Origin of the sequence: Butyrivibrio sp. MB2005 (assembly GCF_000424285.1) — a bacterium.
GTDB lineage: Bacteria > Bacillota > Clostridia > Lachnospirales > Lachnospiraceae > Butyrivibrio.
Window position 1 is genome coordinate 138,733 of the sequence record NZ_AUJP01000011.1, and the last position, 22,232, is coordinate 160,964.

The 22,232-nt window shown below is 41.2% G+C and carries 22 protein-coding genes; 17 read left to right on the plus strand and 5 right to left on the minus strand.

The features are described 5' to 3' along the window. Nucleotides 1–70 precede the first annotated feature (70 nt). From G610_RS0107330 to G610_RS0107345, 3 genes are all read left to right on the plus strand, one after another. Entirely contained in the window at nt 71–709 is a 639-nt protein-coding gene (locus G610_RS0107330) for an MBL fold metallo-hydrolase (RefSeq protein WP_026524269.1), read from the plus strand. A gap of 250 nt (nt 710–959) precedes the next feature. Further along, nucleotides 960–1,646 carry a hypothetical protein gene (locus tag G610_RS0107335; RefSeq protein ID WP_026524270.1) on the plus strand — a complete coding sequence of 229 codons (687 nt, stop codon included), beginning with the start codon at nt 960–962 and terminating at the stop codon, nt 1,644–1,646. A 351-nt stretch (nt 1,647–1,997) separates the two neighbouring features. Beyond that, nucleotides 1,998–2,663, plus strand: a complete 666-nt coding sequence (locus G610_RS0107345; protein WP_026524271.1) for a hypothetical protein — start codon at nt 1,998–2,000, stop codon at nt 2,661–2,663. A gap of 112 nt (nt 2,664–2,775) precedes the next feature. Here G610_RS0107345 and G610_RS0107350 read toward each other — a convergent pair whose 3' ends face one another. Both G610_RS0107350 and G610_RS0107355 read right to left on the minus strand, forming a co-directional pair. Continuing rightward, the gene (locus G610_RS0107350) at nt 2,776–3,687 is read right to left on the minus strand and encodes an AEC family transporter (RefSeq protein WP_026524272.1); all 912 of its coding nucleotides are present in this window, start codon (nt 3,685–3,687) and stop codon (nt 2,776–2,778) included. 162 nt (nt 3,688–3,849) lie between these two features. Continuing rightward, the gene (locus G610_RS0107355) at nt 3,850–4,920 is read right to left on the minus strand and encodes a transglutaminase domain-containing protein (RefSeq protein ID WP_026524273.1); all 1,071 of its coding nucleotides are present in this window, start codon (nt 4,918–4,920) and stop codon (nt 3,850–3,852) included. Nucleotides 4,921–4,993: 73 nt separating this feature from the next. Here G610_RS0107355 and G610_RS0107360 point away from each other — a divergent pair, with 73 nt between their 5' ends. Beyond that, nucleotides 4,994–5,824 (plus strand): alpha/beta hydrolase, encoded by an 831-nt coding sequence (locus G610_RS0107360; protein ID WP_035797164.1) that lies wholly within the window; start codon nt 4,994–4,996, stop codon nt 5,822–5,824. Here G610_RS0107360 and G610_RS0107365 read toward each other — a convergent pair. After that, nucleotides 5,805–6,326 carry a CinA family protein gene (locus tag G610_RS0107365; protein ID WP_026524275.1) on the minus strand — a complete coding sequence of 174 codons (522 nt, stop codon included), beginning with the start codon at nt 6,324–6,326 and terminating at the stop codon, nt 5,805–5,807. The two genes, G610_RS0107360 and G610_RS0107365, sit on opposite strands and share 20 nt — an antisense overlap. Nucleotides 6,327–6,403: 77 nt before the next feature. Here G610_RS0107365 and G610_RS0107370 point away from each other — a divergent pair, with 77 nt between their 5' ends. Further along, nucleotides 6,404–7,393, plus strand: a complete 990-nt coding sequence (locus tag G610_RS0107370) for a helix-turn-helix transcriptional regulator (RefSeq protein WP_026524276.1) — start codon at nt 6,404–6,406, stop codon at nt 7,391–7,393. A gap of 63 nt (nt 7,394–7,456) precedes the next feature. Here G610_RS0107370 and G610_RS0107375 read toward each other — a convergent pair whose 3' ends face one another. Beyond that, a complete protein-coding gene (locus G610_RS0107375) occupies nt 7,457–7,963 on the minus strand; it encodes a helix-turn-helix domain-containing protein (protein ID WP_026524277.1) in 507 nt (168 codons plus the stop codon). A 190-nt stretch (nt 7,964–8,153) separates the two neighbouring features. Between G610_RS0107375 and G610_RS0107380 the strand changes: the two genes are divergently transcribed. The 6 genes from G610_RS0107380 (at nt 8,154) to hslO (ending at nt 14,284) form a co-directional block, all read left to right on the plus strand. Next, nucleotides 8,154–9,308, plus strand: a complete 1,155-nt coding sequence (locus G610_RS0107380) for an ABC transporter substrate-binding protein (protein ID WP_026524278.1) — start codon at nt 8,154–8,156, stop codon at nt 9,306–9,308. Between the two features lie 2 nt (nt 9,309–9,310). Beyond that, complete coding sequence (locus tag G610_RS0107385; protein ID WP_051197811.1) at nt 9,311–10,057, plus strand: ABC transporter permease; 747 nt, start codon at nt 9,311–9,313, stop codon at nt 10,055–10,057. Continuing rightward, a complete protein-coding gene (locus tag G610_RS0107390) occupies nt 10,054–10,632 on the plus strand; it encodes an ABC transporter ATP-binding protein (protein ID WP_026524280.1) in 579 nt (192 codons plus the stop codon). Before G610_RS0107385 ends, G610_RS0107390 begins: the two co-directional genes overlap by 4 nt. A gap of 41 nt (nt 10,633–10,673) precedes the next feature. Continuing rightward, a complete protein-coding gene (locus tag G610_RS0107395) occupies nt 10,674–12,161 on the plus strand; it encodes a 4Fe-4S dicluster domain-containing protein (RefSeq protein ID WP_026524281.1) in 1,488 nt (495 codons plus the stop codon). Between the two features lie 157 nt (nt 12,162–12,318). After that, nucleotides 12,319–13,302: a phosphate acetyltransferase gene (gene pta, locus G610_RS0107400; protein ID WP_026524282.1), complete on the plus strand. Its 984-nt coding sequence runs from the start codon at nt 12,319–12,321 to the stop codon at nt 13,300–13,302. Nucleotides 13,303–13,399: 97 nt separating this feature from the next. Then, nucleotides 13,400–14,284: an Hsp33 family molecular chaperone HslO gene (gene hslO / locus G610_RS0107405; RefSeq protein WP_026524283.1), complete on the plus strand. Its 885-nt coding sequence runs from the start codon at nt 13,400–13,402 to the stop codon at nt 14,282–14,284. A gap of 105 nt (nt 14,285–14,389) precedes the next feature. Here hslO and G610_RS0107410 read toward each other — a convergent pair whose 3' ends face one another. After that, nucleotides 14,390–15,004, minus strand: a complete 615-nt coding sequence (locus G610_RS0107410; protein WP_242829625.1) for a biotin transporter BioY — start codon at nt 15,002–15,004, stop codon at nt 14,390–14,392. An 874-nt stretch (nt 15,005–15,878) separates the two neighbouring features. Here G610_RS0107410 and topA point away from each other — a divergent pair. The 6 genes from topA to fliF all read left to right on the plus strand — a co-directional run bounded on the left by topA (nt 15,879) and on the right by fliF (nt 22,192). Then, a complete protein-coding gene (gene topA / locus G610_RS0107415; RefSeq protein ID WP_026524285.1) occupies nt 15,879–17,966 on the plus strand; it encodes a type I DNA topoisomerase in 2,088 nt (695 codons plus the stop codon). Between the two features lie 140 nt (nt 17,967–18,106). Then, a complete protein-coding gene (gene codY / locus G610_RS0107420) occupies nt 18,107–18,886 on the plus strand; it encodes a GTP-sensing pleiotropic transcriptional regulator CodY (RefSeq protein ID WP_026524286.1) in 780 nt (259 codons plus the stop codon). A 225-nt stretch (nt 18,887–19,111) separates the two neighbouring features. Further along, nucleotides 19,112–19,507 carry a flagellar basal body rod protein FlgB gene (gene flgB / locus G610_RS0107425; RefSeq protein WP_026494470.1) on the plus strand — a complete coding sequence of 132 codons (396 nt, stop codon included), beginning with the start codon at nt 19,112–19,114 and terminating at the stop codon, nt 19,505–19,507. 35 nt (nt 19,508–19,542) lie between these two features. Then, nucleotides 19,543–20,001: a flagellar basal body rod protein FlgC gene (gene flgC / locus G610_RS0107430; RefSeq protein WP_026524287.1), complete on the plus strand. Its 459-nt coding sequence runs from the start codon at nt 19,543–19,545 to the stop codon at nt 19,999–20,001. Between the two features lie 20 nt (nt 20,002–20,021). Beyond that, nucleotides 20,022–20,363 (plus strand): flagellar hook-basal body complex protein FliE, encoded by a 342-nt coding sequence (fliE, locus tag G610_RS0107435; protein WP_026524288.1) that lies wholly within the window; start codon nt 20,022–20,024, stop codon nt 20,361–20,363. 185 nt (nt 20,364–20,548) lie between these two features. Continuing rightward, nucleotides 20,549–22,192, plus strand: a complete 1,644-nt coding sequence (gene fliF / locus G610_RS0107440) for a flagellar basal-body MS-ring/collar protein FliF (protein ID WP_026524289.1) — start codon at nt 20,549–20,551, stop codon at nt 22,190–22,192. Nucleotides 22,193–22,232: the final 40 nt, after the last annotated feature.

The window sequence follows — 22,232 nt, forward strand, 5'->3', positions numbered from 1 at the left end:
GTGATAAAATACCTCTTGTAGTGTTTACTTCATAACGCTACGAAGTAACAAAGAGGGGTATGAAGGTTTTATGACAGAAAATATACAGGTTTTTACTCAGAGCAGCATTCGTATTCAGACAAGGCACGGCGTTATCTACGTTGATCCTTTTCAGATGAAGGACGAGCCTCACGATGCTGATTACATTTTTATTACTCATGATCACAGCGATCACTTTTCCAATGATGACATCAAAAAAGTTAGAAAGAACAGTACTATTCTCATAGTTCCTGAGAAGATTGGCAAGCTGGCCAATGTGCTTGTTCATGACCAGGATAGGCTTATTGTGGTTAAACCCGGTATTTACAAAGAAGTGGATGGACTGGAATTTGAGACAATTCCTGCTTATAACAATATTAAGCCATATCATCCCAAGTCAGCGGGATTTGTTGGTTATGTTTTCAGAGTTGATCACAAGAGAATCTATGTGGCCGGAGATACCAGCCTTACCAAGGAGGCGCAGAAGGTCAGATGTGATATAGCTCTTGTTCCCATCGGCGGTACCTATACAATGGATGCCAAGAAGGCGGCTGAGCTTATAAATATCCTGAGACCGGAAGTTGCGATACCTACACATTATGGAAGTATCGTCGGCAAAAAATCAGATGCTGAGACATTTAAATCACTGGTTAAACCGCCTATAAAAGTAGAGATAAAAATGCAATATTGATATATAATGATATAGGTGTCAAAAGTCAAAAATGCGTACATGCTTGCATGTTAAGCAGTTTGACTTTATGACCCGAACAAATATGAGGAATTAGCAATTTACGCAGTAAATTAGCGGTTTCCGAATATTTGTAGAATTGCGAGAGTTTCGAAGAAACGGAGCAATTCGTATATCATATAATGGACTCGTATACTGTATTTGCTACAGTGTATAGATAAACGAAATACTTTTATGCTAAAGGAGAGAGGATATGAAAGAAGGAAAAGTATTAAGTGTTCTGAAGAAGTCATTATTTATCATGCTGACTGCATTTTTGGTATTTGTATTCAGCACAACAGGTGCTAAGGCGGCATCCAAGAACCCCGGTTTAACTTATAAGGAAAGTTCAATGTGGCTGGAGAAAGGCAGACAGTCATCATCACTGTATCCTATTACCTATGTAAAAAAGGGAGACAGGATCATAAAGGCCAAGAGCTCCAATGCGAAGGTTGCAACTGCCGAAGCAGCTGAAGCTTACGATACCGGATTACCGGCTCTTAGAGTAGTACCTAAGAAGACCGGAAATACCAAGGTTACAGTAGTTGTCAAGCGTGGTAACAAGACCTATACATCAGGAATGAATGTGCATGTTGTAAAATATAAGAATCCCTTGAAGTCATTTAAGATTGGTAATAAGGAATATGCAGGAAAACTTGGCGAACATTCAAATACCAGCGATTATCTTTCAGGAAAAGCAAAGGTTTCTGCTGTAGCTAAGGGTGATTGGAAGGTTACAGGTCTCTTTACTTACAACTACAACACAAAAAAAGGAAAGAACTATAAGAATGGCAAAACAATTGATCTTGGAAAGGTGACTCAGGTAAGTGTACTTGTTCAGAATAAGAAGAATCCCAAGATTCAGCTTTCAGTTCATGTACTTGCGAATGCCAGAAACTGATATTTTATAATGTCTATAGTAAGGCTCAAACGACATGCTCGTTTGAGCCGTTTTTATTTCATATTTTTGTTTCATGTTTTTGTGAAAAAAGTTTTGCGAGGACCTGGTTTAGAATGACTTTAGAGGAAAAGCAGGAATCTATTATTTTTTTATTAAATCTTTGTTAAAAGGGGTCAATTTTTGGCTAAAATATCCGATAATAGACTAAAGAAGGGAATGGAGTCCCTTTATGTTGTGCGGATTTTCCAAATATGGATATGGAGGGCAGATCATATGCATGGCAGGAAGATCAGACGGGGGGAGAAAATCTGCACAAACTGGTTATTAAGAAAGAGCAAGGAGGTGTATAAGATGTCATTGGAAGTAGGTGGAATCGGTAACGCTTCTGCTGTTACAGCGCAGAATGTGGTTCAGGAACAGATAAAGTCAGACGAGAAAGTAAAAGAAAATCCCAAAGCTGAAGAGAGCGCAAAGGAAGAAGCTGCGAAGAAGGAATCCGGCGTTGTTTATGAAAAAGGAATGAATACAGGCGACAATCTGTATAGCATTAACCGCATGAACAAGCAGGACAGAACAGCTATCGTAAATCAGCTTAAGGCAGATGCAGAGCAGAGAGAGCAGCAGCTCCTTAATATCGTACGCCAGACACTTACAGGTCAGGTTGGCGCTTATGGTACTGCTACAGGCGACAGCATCTGGAAGATATTGGCAAGCGGCGACTTCACAGTTGATGCTGCAACAAAGGCTCAGGCTCAGGAGGATATTTCTGAGGATGGTTACTATGGCGTAAAACAGACATCTCAGAGACTGTTCGATTTTGCATCAGCTCTTGCTGGAGATGATGTAGATAAGATGAAAGAGATGCAGGCGGCCATGGAGAAGGGCTTCAAGCTTGCTACAAAGGAATGGGGCAGAGATCTGCCGGATATCAGTAAGGATACATTAGCAGCAGCTAATAAGCTTTTCGAAGACTATTATGCTTCTAAGAACGGTACTACAGCTGAAACAGTAGAATAATACCCGGGATTATGATTTTAAAATGAATAATACATATAACGTAAAACAGCGCCAGTAAATCACCGACGCTGTTTCTTTATGTGAGCCAAAATGCGTATGCTTTGAGCTTTTATTAGATGGCAAAGAGCATCTCTCCAAGATATACGATAAGCGGAATGGAGATTACGGAGAGAAGTGTTGAAATCACGACTTCCTCTACTGCATAGCCATAGTCTGAATTGTGAAGCTGTGCATAGACAGCTACGTTTGAACCTACGGGGCAGGCAGATGCTATGAGTACAGCAATTTTCATTTCTGTAAGAGATGAAGGAATAGCCCACAGTGCAGCCAGTGTAACAAGAGGAATTATCACAAGTCTTACCAAAGCGGTAACATAAACACTTTTTCTTTTTAGCATGTCTACAATATCCACCTGAGCAAGATAGATACCAATAGTGAACATGGCAAGAGGTGTATTGAGTCCTGCCAAAAAGCCTATGCATTTATCGATGATAGTCGGAAGCTGAAGCTGAGTCAGGAATAATACAATACCTATTATTGTGGCATAGACAAAAGGCGCCTTCAGCAGGTTTTTAACGGTAAATCCTGACTTACCGTGGGTCAGAAGAGATACACCGTAGGACCACTGAAGAATATTTATGCATGCAATAAATGATGCGATATAGAACACAGCGCCGTTACTCATTGATGCCACAATAAGGGGAACGCCAAAGAATCCGGGATTAGAAAAGGATGCTGAAAATGCGGCGATCTCATCATTTTTGAAAAAGAGCTTTGAAATAGCTATTGCAATGAGAAGAGCTACAACCGCAGCCAGGATGCTCAGAAGAAATCCTGTGATACGCTCGGGAGTTCTCTCAACTCTGAATCCGTTAATAATAACGCAGGGCAGTGATAAGAATATGAGGATATTACCGATATTCTTGCTGCCTTCGAGGGTGAGCTTGCCGGCTTTGAAAAGAATAAAACCAATGCCGGATAAGATGAACATAGTGATGATCTGATTGATTAGTATAAGTGCCAAAAGAAATACCTTCCTGTTCTTCAACGCCGAGAATGTGATGAATATCAGCGCTGACAATTTCACGCTGCGCGGCTGTGCACAACATAACAATTATTACATAGCTTTGGCTTTGCAGCAAGAATTAGCGTGCCATTATCAAAAAATGCTTTTGCTTTTTGTATGTCACGGCAAGAGGGAATTAAGGAACATGGAGATATTATCTGTTTTGTCAAGCTCATAGGTTCCCCGTAGATGATATGAATCGTGCCTGGGATTTACCTTTACATCAACAGGTATAGTGAAAACCGTATCGTCACTTTCAGGAAGATTCCTCATCTCTGCGGGATTAATATTGTAAAAATGATGGCGAAGAGCATACATGGTATTGTCATCGGCAAGCATTTTTGATCTTAGATCAGGGCTCTCAATTTTGTAATCCATATCAAAATCGTCCCAGGTGGTGTCCACTTCGTACCAGTTATTATCAATATATACAATATTCCAGGCATGAAAACCGGAGCTTTCAGGATCATCGGCATCAGGATTTGCGATACCTGTGACATAGCCGCAGGGTATGCCGGCCCTTTGACAAAGGTATTCGAAAGCAAGGGCATAGCCGCCGCATATTGCGTGATTACTTGTTCCGTCATCACCCCGTACCAGCGCTCCGTAGGCAGTTGAACCAAGGGCACCTGCCTTCTCTGCAGCATCCAGGGAATTAAGCTCGTAGTCGTAGGTTACAAGGTCAATTAGCTTATCGTGTATTTCAAGCTCTATTTCTTTTTTAGGAGCTGACAGATCTATGTCTTTTAAGAAGTTATCCGCAGCTTCTTCGAATTCAGCTATCATACTGTCTTCGCCGGCAGGAGCTTTTCTCAGATAATAAGTGATCGTAACGGTTTTGTCCGCTTTTTCTTTGGAAGATGTGATACGGGGCTCACTGCCCGTCAATAAGAAAAAGTACTCAGGGTGGTCATAGCACATGGCATAGTAGATGTTCCAGTAATATGATGCGCCTTTTTCATAGTATGTAGTAAGTGGAAGAGTCAGAACTCTTTGATAGTTTTTCTCATTTTTATGGATGACCAGATCGTGGAACATTTCATAGATTTCTTTTTCATCGTCATTTAGAGCATTATAAAAAACACGCAGGTTGTCATTATCATAAGTATAATCTTTATTGCATATGATAAGGATAGCCAGCGATATGACAATTACTAAGGATGAAATTATTCTGATGGATTTTGTTTTCATAAAATGACCTTGCCATGCCCTGATTTAATTTGTATTATAACACTTGTACAGATTTATTCAGATAGGAATTAACATGACAAAGGAAACGGAAGAAAAGAAGAGTCGCACAAAACGCATATTAAAGAAATGCCTTCTGGGGATAGCTATTTTTTTAGTTGTGATAGTTATTAGCGTTCTTGTGGCTTTTAAAATTTATACATCAAATTATTATAGAGCAGACAGCATGATAATAAGCACTATTGAGAATTTGCTTGATGACCAGGTTCATTCATATTCTGATAAAAACGGGGCTGTTTTTCTGCCTCAGCAGACAGAGGCAAAAGCTGTTATTATGTTCTATCCCGGTGGTAAGGTGGAATATAATGCTTACGCGCCGCTAATGTATGAGCTATGTTCAAGAGGGTATATCTGTCTTTTACCGAAGATGCCTGAGAATCTGGCTCTTCTCAGGGTTAATGCAGCTGATATCCTTACAAGAGGTTATGACGAGGATATTCGCAGGGCGAAAGAGCTGGACTGGTATCTGGCGGGACATTCCCTTGGGGGTGTGGCCGCTTCGAGGTACTTAAAAGAGAATCTTGATAATACCAAAGTGAGTGGCGACAGAAATTATCGCGGAATGATTTTCTGTGCATCATATACTACGGAAGATTTTTCTGATACTGATCTGCGACTTCTTTCCATATTTGCATCTAATGATGGTGTCATAAATAAAGAGGACTATGAAAACAGTAAGAAATACTGGCCTGCCGATTCTGAGGAAGTAATTATAGACGGCGGTATTCATTCTTACTTTGGGTGCTACGGAATACAGTCAGGTGACGGCATTCCCACAATAACAAATGAAGAGCAACTGGCTAAAACAGCGGACTATATACAGAGCTTTATTGAAACTTCGAATTGATTTTGGGAAGTAATTCAAGTAGTCTGTCCGCAACTAAATCTGCTGCTGCAAGCTTATACATAAGACGCGTTTCCATGGGCGGAAGTTCTGCCTTGAAGGAGCGCGTTTTTTTATCGCAGTCAATTGCAAAATACACTTCTCCGGGGACACTGTCATTATTGGCGGGATCAACGTTGCCTGCAGATCCGGTTATGCCGATTCCTATGTCAGCGCTATAAGCTTTTCTGCATTCCATAGCCATGAAAATTGCAACTTCTTCGGAATATACGCCGTATTTTTCTATTACTTCGGCCGGTACGCCCTGCATGATTTTGGCTTCATTACTATAGGTTACAAAGGCGCCCTTTAAAATGGCTGAGGCTCCTTCTGTGTCGGTGATAAGAGATGCGATCTGCCCGGATGTGATGCTTTCCATGGTGGTTATGCTTGTATTTTTATCTATGAGAGTCTTGGTGATTTCCTTGTACTTATTCCTTACATTTTGCTCAAAATCAGCGCTCATTTGCTTTGACTCCTTATTGGTAGTTTTTTATAATGAATTTAGTCTATTTAATTATATCAGCTTGGAGGTCTCATACAATGCCAAAGGGAACAAACCAGAAGCTTAAGCTCTATTATCTAGCAAAACTCATGGTGGAGAAAACAGATGACAATCATTATCTTACTATGCCTGAGATTATAGAAGAGCTTGCCAAATATGATGTATCTGCAGAGAGAAAGAGCCTCTACGAAGATATCAAGACCTTAGAAGATCTTGGCATTGAGGTGCTTAAGGAACAGGAGGGCAGAAATACCCTTTATCATGTGGGGACCAAAAAGTTTGAATTACCTGAACTTAAGCTCCTTGTGGATTCAATTCAGGTATCCAAATTCATAACCGAGAAAAAATCCAGAGCTCTTATCAAAAAGCTCATGGATCTTGTAAGTGTTCATGAGGCGGCTCAGCTTCAGAGACAGGTTGTGGTTCAGGGCAGAATCAAAGCCATGAATGAGAGTATTTACTACGTGGTGGATGATATTCACAAGGCCATCAGCAGTAACTCCAAGATCACCTTCGAGTACCTTCAGTGGAATGTGAAAAAGGAGATGGTGCCGAGAAAGGAAGGCCGCTACGAAGTAAGTCCATGGGCACTTACCTTTGATGATGAGAATTATTACCTGATCGCTTTTGATTCAGTGGATGAGAAGATTAAGCACTATCGTGTAGATAAGATGAGGAGTATTAAACTCCTTGATGTTAAAAGAGATGGCGCCGAGCAGTTTAAGGATCTGGATATGGCTTCATATTCCAAAATGAATTTTGGAATGTTTGGAGGAAAGACCACAGAGGTTGATATTGAATTCAATAATAAGCTTGTGGGAGTATTCCTTGACAGATTCGGCAAGGATATTCACATCATAAGTGCCAAAAAAGAAGGATGGTCCCAGACCAGAGTAGAGGTGGCAGTAAGTGATCAGTTCCTTGGGTGGATATTTGCTCTTGGAAGAGATGTTAAGATCATAGGTCCTTCTGAAGTAACAGAGAGATTTAAAAATGAAATCGCTGAGCTTATAAAGTGCTATGAATAATAGAATTTATTGATAGAATAAAAGAAACCCGCATTTGATGCGGGTTTCGTGATTTTGTGAAATTTATTTTTTTAGGGCCTCAAGCTTTTCCTTATTGATCTTGCCCTCTGCGATGGTACCTGCTACCCAGAGCTTTAAGGATTCAACGGTCATATCGATATTTTCAAGCTGTTTCTGAATATCTACAAAATCATCAAGCTCATCATCTGAGATTACACCGTCTGCAGTGATATCAATAAGTCTCTCGCGCTGTCTCTCAAGGGCATTAAGAGAAGAGAGCATTCCAAGAACTATCTCTGAAAGTGTGGATTCCTTTACTTCAGGAACTGAATCCTTACCAATACGGCATTCATGTGTGCAGTAATAATTGCAAAGACCGGGCTTTTTATATGCTCTTGCCATTTCAACAACATCTTCGGGGTAGATGGTTGTCTTACCGGTTTCCATTTTCTCAAGTCTGCTTTCGCTTATAGTTCCGAGGATTTCGCTGGCCTGTGCTCTTGTAAGTCCGGCTTCCTCACGACTTTCGAAAAAGATATTTTTGTTTTCTTTTATGGATTTTTTCCCCATTAAGTGAACCTCCCCAATTTCTTAGTTTATCGATTTATCAGTAATTATCATTATATGAGATAATATTCAATTTTTAAATAAGAAATCACATTTCTGTGATATAATATTTTAGCTTATGTCCGGAGAGGATATGGCGAACTTTGTGAAGTTCTTTTGAGGCTTTGGATATGAACTACATTAGGAGGATTTTATGAAAAAAAGAATTTTATCTATGCTGTGTGTAACTGCGCTTACAGTAGCTACTTTGGCAGGCTGCGGCTCTGCGGGAGATACTGCATCTGAATCTGATGCTACAGAGCAGGTAGCTGAAGTTGAGGCTACTGAGGAGCCGGCGCAGGAGTCAGAAGAGAGCGAAGTTTCTGATGCTGCTACAGAGGTATCTGAAGAAGAGGTAGCAGAGGCTACAGAAGAAGAGGCTACAGAAGTAGCTGAAGAAGAGATAGCAGATGATGGCAGAAGCTTTGAGCTTCTCAGAATAGGGTCTCTTAAAGGCCCCACAACCATGGGCATTGTAAATATGATGAAGGATTCTGAGGAGGGCAAGACTACCGGTAATTATGAGTTCGAGATGGCTACTCAGCCCGATGAACTGGCATCCAAGCTGGTGGCCGGAGATCTTGATATAGCACTTCTTCCTGCCAACCTGGCATCAGTTCTTTATAATAAAACAGAGGGCGGAATAAGCTTTGTTGATATCAATACACTGGGCGTTTTGTACTGCGTAACAGGAGATGAATCTGTAAAAACTGTAGCAGATCTTGCAGGTAAGACAGTTATTACAACCGGTCAGGGTGCAACACCTGAGTATTCCATCAGATATCTTCTTGATAAAAATGAAGTAACTGACTGCACTCTTGATTTTAAGTCAGAGGCTACTGAGGTTGCAGCTGTACTTGAAAATGATCCTACAAGTATTGCAGTTCTTCCGCAGCCCTTCGTGACATCTCTTTTGATTAAAAATGAGAATGTAAAGATTGCATTCAGTCTTGCGGATGAGTGGGAGAATCTTTCCGAGAGATCACAGCTTATCACAGGCGTTACTGTTGTAAGAAATGAGTATCTTGATGAGCACGTTGATGAAGTAGAGAACTTCATAGATGAGCATGTTGCAAGTGTAGTTGCTGCCACAAGCGATGAAGAGCGTACAGCAGAGCTTATTGCTGAATACGGAATCATCGAGAAAAAGGAGATCGCCAAGGCTGCACTTTCTAACTGCAACATCGTTTGCATCACAGGTGAAGCTGCAGGAGAGATCCTTTCAGGATATCTTGAGACTTTATTTGAACAGGATCCCAAATCTGTTGGCGGACAGCTTCCGGATAATGATTTTTATAAGCTGAGGTAAATATGACAAAATTTATCAAAAACGTAGTGGCTGCTGTTTTCTGGCTTTTAGTATGGCAGATAATAGCACTTATAGTTCACAATAAGGTTCTGCTTGCAGGTCCCATCACTTCTTTTAATGCACTTATCAGAATGTCGGGAGAGCCTGAGTTTTGGCAGTCTGTTTCCGCATCATATCTGCATATAATCGCAGGTATATTTATCGGAATACTGCTTGGAGCGATCCTTTCCGTTGTTTCATATAAATATGAGCTGGTGGATATGTTTTTATCCCCACTTGTACTTGCGCTTAAGTCCATACCCGTTGCCAGTATAATTATCCTTATACTGATATGGGTGGGAAGTGACTTTATTTCAACCTTTATATCTGCGCTTGTGGCATTCCCCATTATGTACGTGGGAATGAAAAACGGATTTACATCGGCAGATAAAAAGCTCCTTGAGATGGCTCATGTTTACAGAATGCCGCCTTTAAACCAGTTCAGGTTTATTTATATGCCTGCTGTATTCCCGTCACTGGTAAGTGCTGTGTCTCTTGCTATCGGAATGGGATTTAAGAGCGGTATCGCAGCGGAAGTAATCGGACAGCCACTTTTGTCTATGGGAAATGGCCTGTATCGTGCTAAAATATATTTGGATACGGGAGACGTTTTTGCCTGGACCTTTGTAATTATTCTTGTTTCATGGATCACAGAGAAAATAGTTATGCTTCTGCTTTCTCTTGTTAAGAGAGGGGGTATGGTAAAATGACTATAGATCTTGAGAATATATGTAAGTCTTATGGCGATCTGAAGGTTCTGGATAACTTTAATCTGGAGATAGAAAATGACCACTCATATGTGATCACAGGTGAATCCGGTAAAGGAAAGACCACTCTTATAAGGATTTTACTGGGACTTGAACAGCCTGATTCAGGAAAAGTACACCTGATGGGTGACTATAAATATGCATATCTTAATGCGGGAGTTGTTTTCCAGGAAGACAGACTTTGTGAGAATTTCTCCGCAGTACAGAATGTAGTTATGGTCAATAAGAACAATTCCGTTAAGGTGGCAGAGGAGGAGCTTAAGAAACTTCTTCCGGAGGATTCAATTTATAAGCCTGTCAGAGAATTGTCCGGAGGCATGAAAAGACGTGTGGCTATCGTCAGAGCATGCTCCATTCCATCTGATATGCTTATTATGGATGAGCCCTTTACGGGGCTTGATGCTGCGACAAGGCAGAAGGCAATTGATTATATCAGAGAAAAGCAGGGGAGAAATCCTCTTTTCATAACCGCACATGATGCGGAGGGCTTTGATTTCTGCAGAGAAGTGAAGCTTTAAGGTAGTAACTAATAAATGGTAGGAATTAGATAGGAGATTTTATGGTAACAAACGACAAAGGGATAGTAAGCTTTAAACACAAGATTATGGAAGAGGTATGTCGCCTCGCATGGAATGATGAGCTGGATGAAGCTCATAAGGATAAACTTGCGTATGACATGGCTCCCGGTCCCAAGCCGGAGTATCGCTGCTGCGTTTATAAGGAAAGAGAGATTGTACGTCAGAGAATCAGACTGGCATGCGGTCAGGCACCTACTTATAACGAGGGCTCCAAGAATGTGGTTCAGGTAATCGATCCTGCTTGTGATGAGTGCCCTATTTCTGCATTTTCAGTAACTGATAACTGCAGATTCTGTATAGGTAAGGCTTGCCTCAATTCATGTAAATTCGAAGCTATTCACGAAGGAGATATGCGTATGCATATCGACCCTGCAAAGTGTAAAGAGTGCGGTATGTGTGCAAAGGCCTGTCCTTACGGAGCAATCGTTCATCTTGAACGTCCCTGCCACAAGGCTTGTCCTGTTGGCGCTATCACTTATGATGAGTATGGTTACTGTAAGATCAATGAGGATAAGTGCATACAGTGTGGCCATTGTATCCACAGCTGTCCTTTCGGAGCTATCGGCTCTAAGACTTATCTTATTCAGATCATCGAAGCTATCAAATCAGGCAAAAAGGTAATCGCTATGTGCGCACCTGCTACAGAGGGTCAGTTTGGTGAGAACATCACTATGGCTGCTGTTCGCAACGCTCTTATCAAGGTTGGCTTTAATGATATGGTAGAAGTTGGTCTTGGCGGAGACATGACAGCAGCTTATGAGTCCAAGGAGTGGGCAGAAGCTTACGAACAGGGCAAGAAGATGACGACATCATGCTGTCCTGCATTTATAAATATGTTAAAGAAGCACTTCCCGGAGCAGTTTGAGAATAACATGTCCTCAACAGTTTCTCCTATGTGTGCCATTTCAAGATATCTTAAGGCGCAGGATCCTGATTGCGTAACAGTATTTGTAGGTCCCTGCATTGCCAAGAAGTCTGAGGCACAGGATGAAACAGTGCCGAACAATGCTGATTTCGTAGTAACTTATGGTGAGCTCAGAGCACTTATGAGATCAAAAGATGTTGAATTTGAACCCGTTGATGACACTTATCAGGAGTCTTCAATCTGGGGTAAGAGATTTGCTACAAGCGGCGGCGTTGCAAATGCTGTTATTGAGTGTATGCAGGAGAGAGGCCAGGATGTAGCAGACCTTAAGCTTCTTAGAGCAGCCGGTGGTATCGAATGTAAGAAAGCACTTACACTTCTTAAGATGCATAAGCTCCCCGAGGACTTCATCGAGGGTATGGTTTGTCCCGGTGGTTGCGTAGGTGGTCCTTCCAAGCATAAGACAGAGGTTGAGATTACCAAGGCAAGAGCAAGCCTCCTTGCAAAGGCTGATGGCAGAAAGGTTCTTGAGAATCTTAAGAACTATCCTATGGATAAATTCTCAATGCACAGAGACGGTAAGAAGATCGACCTTCCGGATTGATAGAAATAACGTGGTTTTGCTAGATTGACATTTTTTTATCTATTATTGAGTATGAATTATTATTGATGTAAAATAATCCTCGTGTGATTTTTTGCGTGATTTTTTACAATACGTTTTCAGGTCTTTAGACCTATGTTCATAATTAGGAGGAATTAAAATGTACGGTTTTGGCGAGATGATTTCAAAACTTAAAGCAAACCCAAAAACAATAGTATTCACAGAAGGTGAAGATCCCAGAATTCTTGAGGCTTCTTCAAGACTTCTTGCAGGTAACTTCTTAAAACCTATTCTTCTTGGTAACCCTGATGTGATCAACAGGGCTGCAGAGGAAGAGGGATATAACATCAGAGGAGCTGTTATAATCGATCCTACCAACTACGAAGATTTCGATGCAATGGTAGATGAATTTGTAGAGCTTCGTAAGAGCAAGGGCATGACACCTGAGCAGGCAAGAGAGATTCTTTCTCATTCCAATTATTTCGGAACAATGCTTGTTAAGATGAAGAAGGCAGACTGCCTCCTTGGTGGTGCAACATATTCAACAGCTGATACAGTTCGTCCTGCGCTTCAGATCATTAAGACTAAGCCCGGTAACAGTGTTGTTTCTTCATGCTTCATTCTTGTTCGTCCCTCAGCAATCGGCGACAACGAAGTAATAGCAATGGGTGACTGTGCTATCAACATCGATCCTACAGAGGACGAGCTTGTTGAGATCTGCAAAGAGACAGTTGATTGCGCTAAGGCATTTGGCGTTGATCCCAAGGTTGCATTCCTTTCATTCTCAACCAAGGGTTCGGCTAAGAGCCCTTCAGTTACTAAGATGCAGAATGCTGCAAAGAAGGCACAGGAGAAGTATCCTGAGATTCCTATAGATGGAGAGCTTCAGTTTGACGCAGCAGTTTCTCCCAGAGTAGCAAGGAATAAGACACCGGATTCACCTGTTGCAGGACATGCAAATACATTTATTTTCCCTAACATCGATGCAGGTAACATCGGTTATAAGATTGCTCAGCGTATGGGTAACTTTGAAGCATACGGTCCTATTCTTCTTGGACTTAATGCACAGATCAACGATCTTTCAAGAGGCTGCAATGCTATAGAGGTTTATTCTATGGCTATCATCACAGCAAGCCTTGCATAATTGATACAAGCGTTACCGGCTTATTCTGATTGAATAAGCCGGTTTTTTACCTTATATGGAATCACTATCTGATTTCTGTAAGTTTTAGGAGACATCTATGGAATATAAAGATTACATGGTGCGTGCCACAGCAGGTAATGCACAGATTAGAGCATTTGCAATTACTTCAAGGAATCTTGTGGAGGAAGCAAGGAAGATTCACTCTCTTAGCCCTATTTGCTCAGCGGCTTTGGGCAGACTTATGAGCGGTGCTCTAATGATGGGAGATATGCTCAAGGGAGACAAGGATGCACTTACAATAACAGTTGACGGAGACGGCCCCATTGGAGGACTTCTTGTTACTTCAAATAACAAGGGCCAGGTAAAGGGCTATGTTAAGAACAATGCAGTTGTTCTTCCCAATAACACCGAGGGTCATCTTAACGTAGGCGGAGCTGTAGGTAACGGAACACTTACTGTTACAAGAGATCTTGGACTTAAGGATCCTTATGTTGGAACAATTTCTCTTTACTCCGGTGAGATAGCAGATGATCTTACCTGCTATTTTGTAGAATCAGAGCAGATCCCTTCATCTGTTGGTCTGGGAGTTCTTGTGAATAAGGATCTTAGCATTATGGAGGCGGGAGGCTTTATTGTTCAGCTTATGCCTGATGCTACTGAGGAAGTAATTTCCAAGCTTGAAAGCAATATTCAGGGAATGCCTACAGTTACAGATATCCTGAGAGAGGGCAAGACTCCGGAGGATCTTCTTTCCATGGTTCTTGACGGACTTTCAATGGAGATTACAGATACGAGACCTGTTGAGTATCACTGTGGCTGCGATAAGGACAGAGTAGAGAGAGCACTGGTCCTTCTTGGTAAAAAAGAATTGCAGAGCCTTATAGATGATAATGAGGATATTGAGATAAAGTGTCAGTTCTGCGGAACAGCTTATAGCTTTACTCCCACAGAACTTAAAGAACTTATGCTTAGAGCAAAATAAAAAAGAAGACCTTCCATGAAGCTTTGATTAGCCAAATGGAAGGTCTTTTTATTGTTTGCTATCGCCATAGCTACAGTAGTTAAAACGAAGCAGTGTAGAAAAGATTTAATGTACCAGTACTTTATCGAGGCGCTTTTTTAATTCAGGTCCAACGATTGCTACTATAGCAATTTTGATTATGCTGGTAGGGATGAAAGGAATGACACAGGCTGCCAGTGAATATGCAAGATCTGCCTTTGCAATGATCATGAACCATACTGTACCAAATGCGTAATTGATGACGGCACCTATGATAAGGGCTGCAACAACAGTTACGTAATAGAGAGCAGGCTTAGAAGATGATGTGCGTATCTTTACTCCAAGCTTGTGGCCAAGACCTGCGGTGTAGGACAGTATAGGGAATGATATAAGGAATCCGCCTGTCATACCAAGAAGTATGCCAAGACCACCCTGAAATGAAGCAAATACCGGAATTCCTACAGCTCCCATGAGTAGATAGAGCAGAGTGGCTATAGTTCCCTTTTTCCTTCCTATAACAATTCCTGCAAGAGGAACGATCAAAGTCTGCAATGTCATGGGTACGCCTGATGGCATAGGTATTGAAATCTGTGCAAGTACCGCCATGATTGCAGCAAATGCTGCGATCTCACAAATATCTATGGTGGTCAGCTTCCCTTTTGTTAATTCATTGTCCAAGTAATTCTTTTCTTTAGTCATCATTTGTCTCCTTTTAAACATAGGCAGGTTATCAAAAAAATATTTAAGTTACTGTAAACCGTAAAAATTGTGTGTAAATATAGAACAATTATCAAATTATAGTAACAAATACCTGTCTGCATTATTGAGTTTATTGTTTATTGTTTATCATGTCAACTACAATTTGATATTTGTATTTGCATTGAAGGCACACTAAATATGGGCATGAATTATGATTAGATACAATATATTTGAGGGAAAATGGTTATTTGTCACACTTTGTATAATAATTCACAAAATTTAAATGAATTGTACAGTATATTCTGAATAATAAGATAACTAGCTATAAAAGTGTAAATTATCTAAAATATATATTAATTAAGCGGAAATGTGTTGACAATTTAAAGCGATATTGATATCATCATAATTACCAAAAAGAAAGCGGATGGAAACAAAAGTAGCAAAGGTAGCGAGTGCTTTACCGGAGCGAGGATAAGAGGTTTCCTCTGTTTTGAGGAACAGGGCGAGATGAGGCGGCGAGTGCTTCACCAATTCGAGTCAGTGTTCCCTTATTTTTCTAACGAATCGTGGTACCACAGGAACGGCGAGTAATTCGGATGCCGGTGGTAGACAGAGATCAGGTGCGCAACTGGTTTCGGTGATGAAGGATTCGAGAAAATAAAATAATTCTACAAAGGAGAACAGTCCATTGGAAATTCAGAACTAAAGGGCGTCGATCAATTGAAGGTCGGCGCCCTGATTCTTTGTTCTTTTTTAATCTATTGTAAATATGTAGAAAAAACATAGTTGCACTTACAAAAAATTTAGTGTATATTACGAAACTATGAAACGGAAAAAACGAGTTTCTACTATTATATAAAAGAACGAGGGGCATTAAATGGCAACAAAGAAGAAAAAACTGCTTATTGTGGAGTCTCCCACTAAGGTAAAGGCTATCAAAAAGTTCCTGGGTAATGGCTATGAGGTTGCAGCCAGCAACGGTCATGTCAGAGATCTTCCCAGAAGTCAGATGGGTATCGATGTAGATCACGGATTCGAGCCCAAATATATCACTATAAGAGGAAAAGGCGACGTTCTTGCTTCTCTTAGAAAGGCAGCAAAGAACGCAGAACATATATATCTTGCAACTGACCCTGACCGCGAAGGTGAGGCTATTTCCTGGCATCTTATGACTGCTCTTAAGCTTGAGGATGCTAAGGATCGTTTTTCACGTGTGACTTTCAATGAGATCACTCAGTCTGCTGTTAAGGAAGCTATGAAGCATCCAAGGGACATCGACATGAATCTTGTTGATGCTCAGCAGGCAAGACGTGTTCTTGACAGAATGGTTGGTTATGAGATTTCTCCGCTTCTTTGGGATAAGATCAAGAGAGGCTTAAGTGCAGGTCGAGTTCAGTCTGTGGCTCTTAGAATCATTTGTGACAGAGAGGATGAGATCAATTCCTTTATTCCTCAGGAATATTGGACATTGGATGCTGCTCTTAAGGTAAAAGGTGAGAAGAAACCTATAGTAGCCCGTTATTATGGAAAGAACGGCAAAAAGGTAGATATAGCTTCAAAGGATGAGCTTAACGCTATTCTCAAGGAATTAGAGGGTAAGAAGTTCAAGATTTCTGAGATCAAGAAGGGTGAGAGAGTAAAGAAGGCACCGCTTCCATTTACTACATCAACTCTTCAGCAGGAAGCTTCCAAAGCACTTAATTTTTCAACTCAGAAGACAATGCGTACAGCGCAGCAGCTTTATGAAGGAATCGATATGGGTAAGGCCGGAACAGTAGGTCTTATTACATACCTTCGTACAGATTCAACCAGAGTATCTGAAGAAGCCCAGGCAGCTGCACAGAAATATATTGTAGATGCTTTTGGTGAAGAATATCTTGCTGAGAAAATCGCAGGCGGCAAGAATACTGCTAAAATTCAGGATGCACATGAAGCAATCCGCCCTACAGATGTAAATAATACACCTGTTGCGGTTAAAGAGTTCCTTTCAAGGGATCAGTTCAGACTTTATCAGCTTATCTGGCGCAGATTTATGGCCAGCAGAATGGCTGCAGCAAAATATGAAACCACATCTGTTAAGATTGATGCCGGTGAGCACAGATTCACAGTAGCTGCATCAAGAACAGTCTTTGACGGATTTATGAATGTTTACACCGACGAAGATGATCAGATTGAGAAGAATACTCTTGCAAAGAGAATTGATGAGAACTCTGAGCTTGTACTTGAGGAGTTTGAGGAGAAGCAGCATTTCACACAGCCTGCACCTCATTACACTGAAGCTTCTCTTGTACATGATCTGGAGGCTCTCGGTATCGGAAGACCCAGTACCTATGCGCCTACTATCACAACAATCCTTGCAAGACACTATATTACCAAGGAAAACCGCAACCTCTACGTGACTGAGCTTGGCGAAGCAGTTAACAGAATGATGAATGATGCATTTCCTCAGATTGTTGACGTAACATTTACTTCTACCATGGAGACTCTTCTTGATGGCGTCGCTGAAGGAAGCGTGAAATGGAAGACAATTGTAGAGAATTTCTACCCTGATCTTCAGAGTGCAGTTGAGAAGGCAGGAAAAGAGATTGCAAAGGTTGAGATTCAGGATGAGGTTTCTGATGTTGTATGTGAGAACTGTGGAAGAAACATGGTGATCAAATACGGTCCTCATGGAAAATTCCTGGCTTGTCCCGGATTCCCTGAGTGCAGAAACACCAAGCCTTATTACGAGAAGACCGGTGTTATGTGCCCTAAGTGCGGTAAGGATATTGTTCTTAAGAGAACAAGAAAAGGCAGACTTTACTATGGATGTATCGACAATCCGGATTGTGATTTCATGGTATGGCAGAAGCCTTCTGTTAAGCCTTGTCCCAGATGTGGCGGCCTTATGCTTATAAAGAATAATAAGCTTGTCTGCAATGATCCTGAGTGCGGATATATCGGAGATAAGGATACAGACGAGTAAATATTTTCACAATTTATTTAATTTTAATAAAATATTCGACAAATTACTTTGAAGTTGTTCAATATGTATGTTACAATCGCATTAGTTGTAGAAGATTTATGCAAAACGTCTAGCATTTTCTGAAAAAAGGAGCGATTCCAATGAGTAGCGTACAGCTTTTGGATAAAACGAGAAAAATCGGGAAATTACTACATAACAGTAATTCCGGCAAGGTGGTTTTTAACGATATCTGCACTGTGCTGTGTGACATTCTTAATTCCAACATGCTTGTTATAAGCAGGAAGGGAAAAGTGCTTGGTATCGGTGAGACTACTTCCGTCGATTCTCTTGGCGGCCTGATTGTTGATGATGTCGGCAGCTTTATCGATCCGATGCTTAATGAACGACTTCTTACGGTTTTGTCTACTAAGGAAAATGTTAACCTCGAGACTCTTGGTTTCGAGGGAGATGTTATGCGTAAATATCAGGCGATTATCACACCTATTGAAATCGCCGGTGAGAGACTTGGAACACTTTTTATCTATAAGTGCAATGAGCCCTATGATATCGATGACATAATTTTGTGTGAATATGGCACAACTGTTGTGGGCCTCGAGATGCTCAGAGCAGTTAATGAAGAGAATGCTGAAGAGAGCAGAAAACTTGCGGTTGTTAAGTCTGCTATCAGTACACTTTCATTTTCAGAGATGGAAGCCATCATTCATATTTTTGATGAGCTTGATGGAATGGAAGGCGTCCTTGTGGCAAGTAAGATTGCTGACAGAGTAGGTATTACTCGAAGTGTTATTGTAAATGCACTCAGAAAGTTTGAGAGTGCAGGCGTCATTGAATCCAGATCTTCAGGAATGAAGGGAACCTACATCAAGGTTTTGAACGACGTTGTATTTGATGAGATCAAAAAGCTGAAAGCGCAGATGTAATAAAATGCGTATTTGTGGCCGATATATATTAAACAGGAAGTATTATGATGAAGGGATTTATCTATTTTGATAAATCCCTTTTGCCATATTTGGATTTACTAATCCTTGTATGATGTTCATACAAAAAACACAATATGAAGTGTATTTTTTGTCAATACATCTTGTAATTTGAACAAAATGAACGTAATATGTAGATAGGGTCAAAAGGCGAACGGGGGTATTTTTATGATTAATAGTAACGCTTTTGATTACATCAATGTACTTGATAAGACTGCAGATGCATCCTGGACCAGGAATGAAGTTTTATCAAACAATATTGCCAATGTGAATACGCCAAACTACAAGCGCGAGGACGTTGCGTTTGAGAGAGAGCTTGAGCGTGCTCTTGGCAACTCCAGATATAAATCCATGGACGCCAAAGTGGCAGATCTTAAGGTCAACAGACTGAAGGCAAGACCATATACAGATTATTCCAATTTCTCATACAGAATGGATGGGAATAACGTAGATATCGATACTGAGAACGTGACTCTTGCAGCCAATCAGATCAAATATCAGGGTGTAATGCTTGGAATCAATTCCGAGTTCACCAATCTGAAGAATGCGATGAAGAGCTCATAAGCTGTGAGAATGCAGCAGAATCTTAGGAGGGGCTTATGATTAGTACCGGTAATATATTTGATTCTTTTAACATAAATTCATCGGGAATGACAGCAGAGCGTTTCCGTATGGATATTATTGCTGAGAATATCGCCAATGCCAATACCACAAGAGATGCTACCGGCGATGTTTATACCAGAAAGGTAGTTACCTTTACAGAGAAGGGTGTGCAGACACCTTTTTCCAAGATACTTAATGACAGACTGGATAAATACAGCGGAAGAGGCGTTAAGGTTTCTTCTGTAAAGGATGATACCTGGACAGATTACAAGATGGTTTATGATCCGTCACATCCTGATGCAGATGAGTATGGCTATGTTACATATCCCAATGTGGATATCGTTACTGAGATGACCAACCTCATCGATGCACAGAGGGGCTATGAAGCCAATGCTACGGCATTTAGCGCCAGCAAATTCCTGATGACTCAGGGACTTTCCATAGCTCAGTCATAATAATCATGGGGGATTAATTTATGGCAGATATTGATATCAGTCAGGTTAGAAATGTTCATTCAAGAGCTATACGTGATGCCGAGAAGGCATATAGCACCATTACCAATCCTGTAGGGGACAGATTCGGCAATGATGGCTCTTTTACCAATATTTTCACAAGGGCAGTGGAGAACATCAATACTACCAATGCCTATCTGTCAGATGCCGAGAACGAAGAAATTAAATGGGCTCTTGGCGAGACTGACAACACACATGATCTCGGTATTGCTTTGCAAAAGGCTGAGACAGCACTTCAGTATACCATTGCTGTTCGTGACAGGTTACTAACAGCCTATAGAGACATTATGAACATGCAGATATAAAGATTTCCAAAGTCCTAAGTTTCCGTGCTTGCACTGGGAAACTTAGGACCTTGGAAATCTAACAGACATGAGGAAGTAGCCGGATACGGCGGATTCCGAATGGCTGCAGGATTGCGAGAGCAGCTCGCTGCGTAGCAATCCGTATTATATCCAGAGAACTAAAACATTTATGGGAGGAGAAAAGTATGCGAGAACGTCTTTTGGAGCTCAGGGACCGTATCCTTGAGTGGTTCGGACGCTTTACAATTAGACAGAAGACGCTGATGGCGGCTGCAGTCGCTGCCGTGCTCCTTACGGTTATTATTCTTGCTACGGTTCTGAACCAACCGAAGTATGTACCACTTGTTACTGCTGAGACCACCAAGCAGTCAGCTGAGATTGTAGAGCTTCTTGATGAAAATAATATAGATTACAGGTTGTCTGAGGATGTACTTAGATTCGAAGTACTTGATAAGCAGGAGACCACAGCTACACTGCTTCTTGCACAGAATGATATTCAGGCAACATCTTACAGTATTGAGAACGTAACTGATTCCAGCTTTTCCACTACAGAATCAGATAAGCAGAAAAGATATGTAAAATACCTTGAAGATAAGCTTGAGAACGAATTTATTGAAGAGTTCGATGCTATCGAGAAAGCAAGGGTAAAACTGTCTATTCCCGTCAATGACGGTACGCTTCTTTCCAAAAACGAAGAAGCTTCAGCAAGTATCATACTTAGATTGAAAGATCCCGATGCCTTTAACGAGGACAATGCAGCATACCTCGCAAAGGCTGTTTCTGTTGCACTTGGTAATAAGACCACAGATAATATCGTGATCATGGACAGCGAGAGCAATATGCTGTTCTCGGGAACAGAAGAGGCATCTGCTTCCGGTCTTGCAAGTACCCAGCTTACAGCCAAGACCAAGGCTGAGCAGGCGATTCGTGCTGAGATAAAGCGTGTGCTTTCCGGAACCAATCTTTACAACAGCGTAGAGGTTGCAAGTAATCTTGTAATTGATTTTTCAAATAAAGAGACCACAACTCACAGATATTATCCTGCAGATGATCAGACACAGGGTGTTCTGAGTCACGAGGATGTTTATAATGCTGAGAATGTCAACGGTACTGGTGGTATTCCCGGAACAGATACCAACAATGATGATGAGACCACGTACATGCTTCAGGATAACGAGCAGTCATCATCTACCGTAAGTGAAGAATCAAGAGATTATCTTCCTAACGAGGAGATCACCAATGAGAAGACTCCCGCAGGCAAGATCAATTATGAGGAATCATCTATTTCCGTAACGGCTATCAGATACGTCATCTACAATCAGGATGATTATAAGCCTGAAGATCACGGTGACCTTACCTGGGAGGAATTCAAGAGACAGACAGGAGTTACTCCCACTGAGGTTTCTGATGATATTATCAATATCGTTTCCAAGGCCAGCGGTATCGATTCCACCAGAATTTCAATGACAGCTTACGATCAGCCCGAGTTCTTTGATTCCGAGGCTGCTGCGTTGTCATTTACCGATATTCTTCAGATCATACTTATTCTTCTTATTCTTGGACTTCTTGGATTTGTTATTTACAGAAGTATCAGAATCAGAAAAGAAGAGATTGAGATCGAAGAGGCTGAGGATGAAGAGCTTCCGGAGGAGCTTTCTGTTGAGGAGCTTTTGGAGTCGCAGCCTGAAGAATTTGTTGATGAGCTTGCCGAGATTTCCATGGATGAGGGAAGTGAGACCCTTCGTCTTATTGAGAAATTTATCGAGGAGAATCCGGAAGCTGCAGCTATCCTTCTTAGGAACTGGCTGAAAGAAGATTATGATATGTAAAGAACCTAAAAATACTTGAGGGGAGAGAGACCATGGCAAT